The 10,988-nt window shown below is 56.3% G+C and carries 12 protein-coding genes and 1 other RNA gene; 4 read left to right on the forward strand and 9 right to left on the reverse strand.

What is annotated here, in order from left to right; genetic code table 11:
* Window positions 1–170: 170 nt before the first annotated feature.
* Window positions 171–803 (reverse strand): hypothetical protein, encoded by a 633-nt coding sequence (locus L248_RS00545; RefSeq protein ID WP_040534132.1) that lies wholly within the window; start codon window positions 801–803, stop codon window positions 171–173.
* A 110-nt stretch (window positions 804–913) separates the two neighbouring features.
* Here L248_RS00545 and L248_RS00550 point away from each other — a divergent pair, with 110 nt between their 5' ends.
* Together L248_RS00550 and L248_RS00555 are read left to right on the forward strand one after the other, a co-directional pair.
* The gene (locus L248_RS00550; RefSeq protein WP_022528066.1) at window positions 914–1,930 is read left to right on the forward strand and encodes a DUF2785 domain-containing protein; all 1,017 of its coding nucleotides are present in this window, start codon (window positions 914–916) and stop codon (window positions 1,928–1,930) included.
* A 15-nt stretch (window positions 1,931–1,945) separates the two neighbouring features.
* Window positions 1,946–2,476, forward strand: a complete 531-nt coding sequence (locus L248_RS00555; RefSeq protein WP_022528067.1) for a GNAT family N-acetyltransferase — start codon at window positions 1,946–1,948, stop codon at window positions 2,474–2,476.
* On the opposite strand, the gene L248_RS00560 is transcribed toward L248_RS00555, so the two are convergent.
* Window positions 2,452–3,348: a PPK2 family polyphosphate kinase gene (locus L248_RS00560; RefSeq protein ID WP_022528068.1), complete on the reverse strand. Its 897-nt coding sequence runs from the start codon at window positions 3,346–3,348 to the stop codon at window positions 2,452–2,454. The genes L248_RS00555 and L248_RS00560 overlap by 25 nt on opposite strands.
* A gap of 177 nt (window positions 3,349–3,525) precedes the next feature.
* On the opposite strand from L248_RS00560, the gene L248_RS00565 reads away from it, so the two are divergent.
* Window positions 3,526–4,386, forward strand: a complete 861-nt coding sequence (locus tag L248_RS00565; protein ID WP_040534134.1) for a helix-turn-helix transcriptional regulator — start codon at window positions 3,526–3,528, stop codon at window positions 4,384–4,386.
* A gap of 72 nt (window positions 4,387–4,458) precedes the next feature.
* Here the strand turns inward: L248_RS00565 and L248_RS00570 are convergent, their stop codons facing one another.
* The 7 genes from L248_RS00570 to L248_RS00595 all read right to left on the reverse strand — a co-directional run bounded on the left by L248_RS00570 (window position 4,459) and on the right by L248_RS00595 (window position 8,999).
* Window positions 4,459–4,968 (reverse strand): universal stress protein, encoded by a 510-nt coding sequence (locus L248_RS00570; RefSeq protein WP_040534321.1) that lies wholly within the window; start codon window positions 4,966–4,968, stop codon window positions 4,459–4,461.
* A gap of 71 nt (window positions 4,969–5,039) precedes the next feature.
* Window positions 5,040–5,354 (reverse strand): hypothetical protein, encoded by a 315-nt coding sequence (locus L248_RS00575; RefSeq protein ID WP_022528071.1) that lies wholly within the window; start codon window positions 5,352–5,354, stop codon window positions 5,040–5,042.
* A gap of 69 nt (window positions 5,355–5,423) precedes the next feature.
* A non-coding RNA gene (ssrS, locus tag L248_RS15510) (6S RNA) lies at window positions 5,424–5,617 on the reverse strand.
* A 77-nt stretch (window positions 5,618–5,694) separates the two neighbouring features.
* On the reverse strand, window positions 5,695–6,978 hold the full coding sequence (locus L248_RS00580) for a replication-associated recombination protein A (RefSeq protein ID WP_040534138.1): 1,284 nt from the start codon (window positions 6,976–6,978) through the stop codon (window positions 5,695–5,697).
* A gap of 67 nt (window positions 6,979–7,045) precedes the next feature.
* A complete protein-coding gene (locus L248_RS00585) occupies window positions 7,046–7,498 on the reverse strand; it encodes a YueI family protein (RefSeq protein ID WP_022528073.1) in 453 nt (150 codons plus the stop codon).
* Between the two features lie 243 nt (window positions 7,499–7,741).
* Entirely contained in the window at window positions 7,742–8,353 is a 612-nt protein-coding gene (gene rpsD / locus L248_RS00590; protein ID WP_022528074.1) for a 30S ribosomal protein S4, read from the reverse strand.
* Between the two features lie 178 nt (window positions 8,354–8,531).
* The gene (locus tag L248_RS00595) at window positions 8,532–8,999 is read right to left on the reverse strand and encodes a GAF domain-containing protein (RefSeq protein WP_022528075.1); all 468 of its coding nucleotides are present in this window, start codon (window positions 8,997–8,999) and stop codon (window positions 8,532–8,534) included.
* Between the two features lie 135 nt (window positions 9,000–9,134).
* Between L248_RS00595 and L248_RS00600 the strand changes: the two genes are divergently transcribed.
* Window positions 9,135–10,850 carry a septation ring formation regulator EzrA gene (locus L248_RS00600; RefSeq protein WP_051999808.1) on the forward strand — a complete coding sequence of 572 codons (1,716 nt, stop codon included), beginning with the start codon at window positions 9,135–9,137 and terminating at the stop codon, window positions 10,848–10,850.
* Window positions 10,851–10,988: the final 138 nt, after the last annotated feature.

Below are 10,988 nucleotides of genomic sequence, written 5' to 3' on the forward strand. Positions count from 1 at the left end.
GAGTCACCCGGGTCAGAGCCAGACACTAACCTATCACCCAATCTGTGGAGCCCGTAGTGATCTGGTGCAGCGGCAAGCATTGACGTTTCACGGACACTGGTGATTAAGATTACGTCAAAAGACAAATAATCCGCAGTGCCGAGAGTCACTGGCATTGCGAATTTTCTTACTTAGGATTGCTTCGTCTGGTACATCAGCTGCCGGACCGCGTAGGGCGTCATGCCGACCTGGTGCGGGGCGCGCTGGTAGAGACTGATGGCTTGGTCGAGGGTGGCGGCCTGCTGGCGCCAGATGAGCACGTACAGCCCGGAGACGGCCTCCTGGGTATGTAAGGCGGCCGGCAGTGCTGCTAGGGTCGCTGCGACGACAGGCTGCGTGAACAGCCCCGCCTGCTCGGTACGGATGGCCCAATCCGTCTTCGCCAGCCGGGTGAAGTGGCTGGTGTGCTTCAACCGGTGGATCGTCCGCCGATACCGGGGCTGGCGCAGCAGATTGACCTGCTTGCTGCGGTAGACGCCGATGCTGCTGATGACTAACGCCGCCACCAGCAGAGTCAAGACCAGCGTCCAGATCCACGGGGCGTTGCCCAGGATGGCGATGGCGGCCAACACGGCCGCCGCAGCCAGCGCTGCTGCGGCACTGATCAAAAACGGCTGGCGGTACTTCCGACCAATCAGGTTCAGCATATCGGTACGGTAATGTTCGGCCACCAGCCGGCGGTGGGTGGCCAACTGGCGATTACGTTCGTATGCGTGCCACGTTTGCGCCAATGCCGGCAGCCAATTGCGCCCGGGCGTCTCCATGTCCATCCACCTTCTTTCAATTCCAGTATACCGCGCTGCCAACATTGAGGGCGACCTGTCCAAGAAGTTTTGGTAAGATAAATGAGTAGAGTGCAGAAAGGAACACGGTAATGGAGCAAGTGATACAAGATTTCTATGATCGATTAGACGTTCTCCGGGTGCAGCTCAACCAGGGCGACATCTACAAGAACCTGCCCACGCTGATGGTGGCGGCTCGCCGCCGGGTGGGCCGCAAGAAGCGGCGGACGGCCGTGAAGCTGCCGGAGACCAATCCGATGATGCTGGGCCGGATGCTGGCGTTGAATAAGCGCTACCGGGACCGCCTTGCTCAGGCCAGCCAAGACAATGACGACAGTGCCGCACCGCTGCCGCAAGATTTGAAAGACGAAGATCTCGACTTTATCCTGGATCAGCTGGGCAGTACCGACCTGCGGATGCGGGACCATGGTGCTTTCTATCTGTTCAATGATCTGCTGCGCAGCCACACGCTGACGGATGAACAATTTCACTACAGTGTCGCCGTGGTGTCGTCGCCGGAGTATCTTTTCGCCCATATTCTGGAACCGGAGTCGGACGCCATGTTCCGGCGCAGCTTCGCGATGCTGGTGCTGGGGACGCTCCTGTTTGCCGACCGGAATGATTACCATACCCTCACAGGAGGGGAGATCCTGGTCATCCTGCACCGGGTCGCTACTTACGCTTTGCTGGAACAAGACGGGCGCGGCTACGTGGACGGCAAGGGCTGGGGCCATACCTGGATGCACGTCGGCAACGTGGTGGATGAACTGATCGAACGCAACATTACCCGAGCAGACAAGATTTTCCTGCTTAGCGCAGTGATTTTGGGGTATCGCGACGTGGCCGACGGGCTGGTCTTCGGTGAGGACCAGCGGCTGGCGTTCTCCTTGAGCAGCATCGCGAATAAGGAGACTTTTTACAGCGACTACCTGCTGCTCCTGTTGAAGCAGTGGCAGGAAGACCTGCAGCACATTCATCCTCAGGAGAACATCACATTTTGGAATCGCTGGTATAACCGTAACCGGCTGTTGACGGCGATGATTTTACGGGGCGATTTTCCTGACAGTATCCTCCGTTTTCTCAACAACATTGCGAACAATAATTCTTAAGAGATGAGGCAGTCTATGACGAAGACAATTCAAGTAAGAAAAGCGGCGGCAGCCGACGAAGCGGCCGTTCTGCGGATGTGGCAAGCGGCCCGGGAACGGCTGGCAGCCGAAAAAATACCGCAGTGGCAGGGAGAATATCCTGCCGCTGCGGATTTTCAAGCCGATGTGCAAGCCGGCATTGGCCGGGTGGCCGTCATGGCCGATGGGACCGTGGTCGGCTATGCCGCGGTGATCACGACCCCCGATCCGAATTACGCGAAGATCGACGGGGCTTGGCTGACAGCGGGCCAGCCTTATCTGGCGATTCACCGGTTCGTGGTGGATGGCACCCACTTGCACGCCGGCTTTGGCCGGGCCTTCATGAGCGCGTTGTTAACGGCCGCCCAAGTTGCGGGACTGCCCTCCGTACGGGTCGACACCCACGCCCAGAACCTGCCGATGCACCGGCTGCTGGCGGATTTTGCCTTCCAGCACACCGGGACCGTGTGGATGGTGGACAGCGATGGCACCCCCCGGGACGCTTACGAATTGCTTTTTGCCGAATGATCCTCTAACTTCTCCAGGGCCGCATGCAGGCCCTGTTTTTGTTCTGCCGTGACTTGTGGGAAGCGCAGGGGCAGGGCGGCAATGCGGGCGTTGATGATTTTCGAGACGATCAAGCGAGAATACCACTTGTCGTCAGCGGGAATGACGTACCACGGATTCTCTTTCGTCGCGGTGTGCTGAATCGCTTCTTCATACGCTTTCTGATATTGGTCCCAGTATTGGCGCTCGTTGATATCGTTTTCGGAGAACTTCCAATTCTTCTCGGGAATTTCGATGCGGTCCAAGAACCGTTTCTTCTGTTCACCTTTAGAAAGGTGCAGGAAGAACTTGAGAATCACGATCCCGTTGCGGTTCGCGAAGGCTTCCAGATCCTTAAAGTCTTGATACCGCTGGTGCCACAGCGTATCATTCACGTCGCTGACGGCGTCGATGCCGGGAATATGTTCTTTCAGCACATTCGCTGGATGGACCCGGTCCACCAGCACTTCCTCGTAGTAAGAGCGGTTAAAGATGGCGATTTCGCCGCTGCGGGGGAAGGCAATGCGGGTCCGCCATAAGTAGTCGTGGGCCAGTTCGTTAGCCGTGGGCACCTTGAACGGCGTCACCGTCGTGCCCTGGGGATTCACGCCGCGCATGACGTGTTTGATCATGCCGTCCTTACCGGCCGCGTCCATGGCTTGAAACAAAATCAAAATGCCGAATTGGTTTTGGGCATACAACTTTTCTTGCGCCTCTTGGAGTGTTTTGCGGTCCTTTTTGATTTCCTTCTTGATCGCCTTTTCATTGTCTTGGTAAGCCTGTGGCGGCAACGTCGATTGATCTTTGATGCGGAAGGTGCCGTCACCAGCAAACCGGTATTGTTTGAGATCCATAAGTAACCCTGCTTTCTTATTGAATGGTCGCTACCTCTATTGTATCAAGCCAACCACTCCAGAGTGGGATTAGTGCTCAACCAGCCGCAGGTCAACTGATATAAATGGTGACAAAGGGGAACGCGTTCTTTTATAATAGACCACAGGGTGTTTGGAAGTTCACAAGGAGTGTATTGAATGTTAATAAAAGGCCGCGTCTTACGCCAGGCCCGTTTGCGGAAACACATGTCCCAAGACGCGTTGGCCCGGGGAATATGTTCCCAGGGAACGATCAGTCTGATCGAGAAGCGTGATCAAAATGTCACGGAAGAAACGGTCACCCAGTTGTGCGACCGGTTGGAATTGGCACCAGAGAAGGTGATGGTACGGCCGATCGACGCGGCTGGGGCAACGATCACTAACGCATTACGCGCGTTCATGCACGAAGATGTGGCCGGGTGTCAAGGATTATTGGCCCAGTTGCGGGACAACGAACTGCCTGACCCGTCGTGGCGCCGCCGGTACTATTGTTTGTTGGGCTTAGAGGCCTACGCGGTCCACCATGATTTGACGCAGGCCAGTCTGCGTTTCTCCCAGACGCTGCACGATCCTCAGGTGCGGGAATGGGACGCTTACCGGGTGCTGGCCCAGCTGGGCGTCGGCTACATTTGTTACCAGCGGGGCGCATTAGGAGAAGCCTTGTTCCATCTGCGGGCAGCCCGGAAGGAGATCGACCAAGTGTACCAGCAGGAGAAATGGGGCCGGGAGCTGCAATTGTTCGTCCATTTGGGCCTCGCCGAAGTCTACTGTGCGCAAGGCCGGTGGGGTGACGCCCACCACGCGGCAGCGGATGGTCTGTACCTGCTGAAAGAAAGCCAAAGCTTGTTTTTACTGGAACGGTTCATCCTCGTTCGCGCTCGGGCCGAGGCCGGCGCCGGGAAACAGCAGAGAGCAGCGACTGACCTTCACGGGGCGCTGTTTATTGCTCAGGAACGCCAGAATACGGTCATGGCGGAGCGCATCAATGCGACGCTGGCAGACTTAACTGCAGCCAGTTAAAATCATCGGGAGCGAAAAACAGCGATCAGCCGAGTTGGGCCGATCGCTGTTTTTGTCTTGTGTTTGATTGAATTATTGATCGTCGTCATTGCCGATGCTGCTCTCGGGGTGCTTGCTGTCGACCAGCGCTGGCTGGTTGTCCAGGTCTGTCCGCACAACGAGCACGTCGCATGTGGCCACCCGGGTCACATATTCGGTGACAGAGCCAATGAGCAGACGCTCGACGGCGTTCAGGCCGGTGGCCCCAATCATGATCAGGTCAATGTCGTGGGCCTTCGGGTATTCCCGACCAATTAAGGTCTTCGGCGCCCCGTATTCGATTTCGAAGGAAACATCCGGGAGCCCAGCCCGTTTGGCAATATCCACATATTCTTTCATGGTCTGTTTCTGGGTTTCAGTCACTTGTTCCACCATGGCCGAGTCAAAACTGGAAACGTTTTGGAACGCCCGTGTATCGATCACGTGCAGCAGGAACAAGTGGGCATGGTTCCGCTTGGCCACCTCGACGGCCTTACGGAACGCCAGCTCGGCTTCGTAGGAACCGTCAATGGCAACCAGGACCCGTTTGTATTCTTGTAACATCATTGTCCACCCCATTTCTTCTATTCATCTTAATTATACCGTACTTCCCCGTGAAGAAGCAGCGATGACCGTCACTTCTTCAGGATGGCGGCCAGCCGAAAGACCAGCCAAAGGGTGTAGACCAGAGTCAAGCCGACGGTGATGAGGCTCCACGGGGCGGGTGCGGCAGTGAGCAGCAGCGCACCCAGTACAGCAATCACTAAAAATAGAATCGGTGCCGGTTTCAAGACCTGGCCGATTGCGGGCAGGGGGGCCTGGTCCGATCCGCTGAGGCGCACGCTGATGACGCGGGCGACCATGGCGCAAAGAAGCAGAAAAACCAGTAAGACGATGACGGCAATTTTGACCAGCACGAAGAGGATCCTTTCCCGAAGCGTTTTCTTCATGATAACAGAAATCGCAGGCGGGTGGGGCAGAACCAGCGTACAAAAAAACACACAGCATCGCTGCTGTGTGCTGGCTCTTAGTGGTGCCGTTGATTTTTCCGTACAGTTGAACCCGCTAATATTAAGCAGGTGGGTCGGTTAATCCTCCGTTCTGGGCTACCAAGGGATATGGCATGCACGCGCAGAGGAGCTTCGCCGTCCCAATGTGGTGTTACTTGATCGGTCAACCTGATAAGAGGAAAACTCGAACACCTAAGATGACCATACTTAATACTAGCATGGGCAAAGCCGTTTGGCAAGCGGAATGGAAGCCATTTCAGGAAAATGACGGGGTCCGTTTTCAGTGGCCGTGCGGGCCGGCTTGGCGCAGCCGGGCGTACTGTTCCGCTAAGGCCGTTTCAAACTTGCCGTTACGTTTGGGCGTATAGTATTGCGCCGTTTTGATGTCATCAGGGAGATACTGTTGCGCGACCCAATCGCCCGGATAGGCGTGGGGGTACTTGTAATCAGTCCCGTGACCGAGGTCCTTCGCGCCTTGGTAATGGGCGTCCTTCAAGGTGTCCGGAATATGCTGACCCTTACCGGCGTGGACATCCGCCAAGGCCGCATCGATAGCCGCCATTCCGGAGTTGGACTTCGGCGATAAACACAGCTCAATCACGGCGTTTGCCAGCGGAATACGGCCCTCCGGCAGGCCTAATCGGTCGGCTGCCTGCACCGCTGCCACGGTCCGGGCAGCGGCGGGCATATTGGCCAAGCCCACATCCTCGTAAGCAATGACCAGCAGCCGGCGCATGATTGACGGCAGATCCCCGCTGGCGATCAAGACCGCGAGATAATGCAGGGCGGCGTCGGTGTCGGAACCGCGGATCGACTTTTGAAAAGCGGAGATGGTGTCGTAGTGGGCGTCGCCGTTCTTGTCCCCGGCAATGGGCGGCCGTGCCCCTGAATCAACGATGACCTGGTCGGTGATATGGATCTGCTTGTCCTGGGGATCCGGCGTGGTCGAAAGCACGGCCAGTTCCAGCGTGTTCAACGCGGTGCGCAAATCACCATGGGCCCCGTGGGCGAGGACACCTAGCGTGTCGTCGCTAATGACGACGGGATACTGACCCAGACCTTTCTCCTTATCCGTCAGAGCGCGGTGCAAGGCGCTGATGATATCGTCGGGACTGAGGGGATGCAGCGCAAAAATCTGGGTGCGGCTGCGAATGGCCGGACTGATATTGATATACGGGTTCTCGGTGGTGGCCCCGATGAGGATGATGCGGCCGCTCTCCAAATGAGGGAGAAGGAAGTCCTGCTTGGTCTTGTCCAGGCGGTGGATCTCGTCCAGAAGCAGGATCACTGTTCCGCTCATCCGGCCTTCTTCGGCAACGATTTGCAGATCCTTCTTCGTGTCAGTCGCCGCATTCAGGATACGCAAGTGATACTTCGTGCTGCCGGCGATGGCCGAGGCAATACTGGTCTTGCCGATTCCCGGGGGACCATAAAGGATCATGCTGCGCAGGCGCTTGGCTTGGACCATCCGGCGAATGATTTTGCCCGGACCGACCAGGTCTTGCTGGCCGACGACCTCATCCAGGTTTGTGGGCCGCATCCGGTAAGCAAGGGGTTCTACCATACAATCTTCCTTTCATTCAGAAAACCATGAAAAAAGACGCGGGCACCCGCGTCTGAGTCTCAGTTGGCTAGAACAGCGAATCAAAGAATCCTTTGTGTTTCTTCTCCTTCGGGTCCGCGGAGTGGGCACCATCGGGATACTTGGCCGTAATGGCCACGGTGGGTTCGTTGATGGCCGCCTTGGCGACGATCAGCAAACCCATCGCCGCATTATCACTGGGTGTCGTCGTATCGTTGACCAGGGTGAAGGGGATACCGCCGCTGCTCAGTGCTTTGATGTACGCACCGGTAATACTGTTATCGACTTTACCGTTGATCAGCGCACTGTAGCCCTTGAAATCAGCCAGATGGGCATTGAACGCGGTCAGCACATCCGGGTCCGGCAGCTGACCGACAGTAATGGCCAGGAACACCCGCTCGCGCAGGGACCCCAGATACTGCCGCCGCTCGTCCGGATTCGTCTGCCGACCGCCGGCCGCACTCTCCTCAATGCGCTGATTCACATCATCGTTATTGGCCATAACCTTAACCTCCCACAGGAATCGTTATTTACAGTATACCATAGGGCTCCGGTCAGCCTGCTCTGAAAACGGGATCCGCCGAGCAGGCCACCACAGTCTAAGGCCCTAACGCCCAAAGCCCAAGTGCGGGGCTTTGGGCTTTGGGCCGCTTAGCCTGAGTGGCCTAACCGCTCGGCTCCGCCCTCTGGACAAAAAAACAGCCCAGCAACTGCTGAGCTGTTCGAAACCACACACTGTATTGTATTACAGCTTTTGGTTGTAGAATTCAACGACTAAGGACTCGTCGATTTCCGGTTCCATTTCTTCACGCTCCGGCTGGCGGACATACGTCCCAGTCAGGTTGTTGTCGTCCCATGTCACGAAGGGGGGACGCGCAACGGTGTTGTCCAGGGCATCCTTGACCATTTGCAGGTCCTTAGACTTGGTCTTCAACCCGATGACTTGGCCAGGCTTCACTTCGTATGAAGGAATGTCGACACGCTTGCCGTCCACGGTGATGTGACCGTGGTTGACCAGCTGACGGGCTTGGGGCCGCGTGGTCGCAAAGCCCAAGCGATAAACCAAGTTGTCCAAGCGGGATTCCAGCAGGATCATGAAGTTAACACCGTGCTTACCTTCACGAATCTTGCCGGCGCGAATGAACAGGTTCATGAATTGCCGTTCATTCAAGCCGTACATCAGACGCAGCTTTTGCTTTTCAGTTAATTGTGCACCGTAATCAGAGATCTTGCGGCGGTTGTTCGCGCCGTGCTCACCAGGAGCATAGGGGCGGCGGGCAAGTTCTTTACCCGTGCCAGAAAGTGATAAACCTAAACGCCGGGAAAGTTTCCAGCGGGGACCAGTATAACGAGACATTGAAGTTCCTCCAATTATTTTATTTGGTTTGTAAAATAACCGGGCAAGTTCAGCAATCGTTCAGATGACGTTACAATTTTCACCTTTGCAGCCGGAGGTTACACGATTGAACTATTGTCGGACGTCGCCATCTGTTGACGGCTTTGCCGCTTGCTGCTGCTTATTTTACGCACAGCGGCTATTGTACCGAAGAAGCAGCCGCCGTGTCAAGCTGGTGCTGCAAGGTGGCCGCAAATGTGGTCAGTGCCGCCTCGTCAGCAGCACTGAACCGGTCCTTGGTCGGGGAATCGATATCCAAGACGCCCAACCCGGGCAAGGGGATCACGATTTCTGCATTGCTGGCACTGTCACAGGCAATGTGCCCAGGAAATTGGTGGACATCAGCGACCCGCTGAATTTGCCCGGTGGCATAAGCGGTCCCGCAGACGCCCTGGCCTGGTGCAATGTGCATGCACGCCACTTTTCCCTGGAACGGTCCCAGATCAAGTTGGCCGGTCGCTTCATTATATAGATAGAACCCGGCCCAGTTGATGTCCGGAAGCGTGTCGTTGAGCAGTGCGCTGGCGTTGGCCAGCATAGTGACGCGGTTCGTTTCGCCAGCCAGGAGACTGGTCAGCTGGTCGGTTAAGAGAGAAAGATCGGTCATCGCATTACCTCATTTCTGCTAAACTTGCGCCAGTCGGTAGACCGGCGCGGTGGTTCTGGTATAATTTGTATGTAATTGTATGCCGGCACTCCCGGTAATGCAAGGTGTCAGTCAGCAAGTAAGGATGTGGATAGTGTGCCGCTTTGGGGAATCATTTTGATCGTTGTGCTGGTCGTTATCGCCGTGGCCGCCGGTGTTGTTTTGTTACGCCAATTTCAGAACCAAACGGCGCTGGCGGCCCTCCAACAGCGCCAGCGCCGTCTGGCCGACTTGCCCTTGATGGATCAAGTGGGCACGTTGGCAAAAATGACGCTCAGCGGTGCCAGCCTCGAGACTTTCCACCGCTGGCAGGCACAGTATAATCGGTTGACGGAAAAGGAATTTCCCGCGGTCCTGAACCAGCTGAATCAAGCGGGCGAGTTAAATGACCATTACCGCATTACCCAGGCCCGCCGCATCGTGGATACATTGACTGGCCGTATTGCCGATGAGGAACGCACGGCTCAGGACATCACTGATGCTCTGGCCAAGATTACGGACGTGGCCCAAGAGAACCAAGCGGCCAAGCAGGCAGCGAAGGAACGCTACAAGAAGCTGCGTAAGACGATCCTGGTCCAGAGCTTTTCCTTTGGCAGTGCCATCACCGCGCTGCAGACAGCCCTCACGGCAATTAATGAAAGCTTTGCTCACGTGGATGTGTTGGAAAGTAACGGCGACCATATCCAGGCGCGCACGGCCCTGGGTCAGATCAACGAACAGTTGGATGCTTTACAAAAGGAAGTCAATGACATTCCGCCGCGGGTCAATGAACTGACCAATATTTTTCCTGGCCAGGCTGAGGAATTGGCGAATGGCTATGACCGATTGCACGATGCCGGGTACCGTTTCTTTGATATCAATATTCCCCAAGAGTTGACCAAGCTGGATGATGATCGGCAAAAAGCCGAGACGTTACTCCGGCAAAATAAAGTAGCCGACTTGCAGGCGGCTAATAAAGCCATCGCGGACCATATCGACCGGCTGTATGATGTGATGCAAAAGGAGATCGACGCCAAAGCCGACGTGGAGAAGATGCGCGGCGAGCTCCATGCCTTTCTTACCCACGCCGCCGTGCAGAACCGGACGCTGCAAAACGAAGTGCGGCACCTGGATGAAAGCTATGTCCTGACCAACGATGAAGTCCAAACCGCGGCCCGCTTTGGCCGGCAAATTGCCGAAGCCCAGGAACGCTTCACCCAAGATGAGCAGAAGATTGCGGACCAAGAAGCCGTATTCACGCTGGTCGCTGAAGACATGAAGAAAATCGACAGTCAGCTGACGGCGATTGAAGAAAAGCAAGTGGCCATGGACAAGGACCTGAGCGGGCTGGAGACTGGTGAAGAAATTGCCCGGCAGAACCTGGCGCGCTTCATGATGGAGTTCCGCGAGACCCGCCGGGAAATGGGCCAGCAGAACTTACCCGGCTTGCCCAAACAGTACAAGGAGTTCGCAGAAATCGTCCGGCAGGAAATCGGCAAACTGGATCATGATCTGAACCAGGTGAAGATCAATTTGGAAGACATCACCAAGCAGCTGATCATGACCCAGGAAGATCTGAAGACACTCAAGCAGCGTTCCGCTGATCTGATCGATGCGGCGGCGCTGACCCAGGAGATCCTGCAATACGCCAATGCGTTGAAGCAGGAGAACCCGGCGGTGGCCAAAGCCAGCAGCACGGCTACCCAAATCTTCAACACGACGTTTGACTATCCCAAAGCATTGGACACCATTGCCACCGCAGTGGAAGCGGCCGAGCCGGGGGCGTACCACCGGATCGAATCAGCATACAAAGACCGCAAGAACCAACTCTGAGTTGGAGCAGGTGAGGCTGGGCCGGAATTCACACTGTGTTGTGGATTTTGGCCCAGTTTTATGTGTGTTAGGGAAAGGATTCGCGAGGCCCGGCGATTTGGGCCCTCCGCCAGGGGGCCTGGAACGTGGTGGGCACGG

The sequence above is a fragment of the Schleiferilactobacillus shenzhenensis LY-73 genome, from assembly GCF_000469325.1.
GTDB lineage: Bacteria > Bacillota > Bacilli > Lactobacillales > Lactobacillaceae > Schleiferilactobacillus > Schleiferilactobacillus shenzhenensis.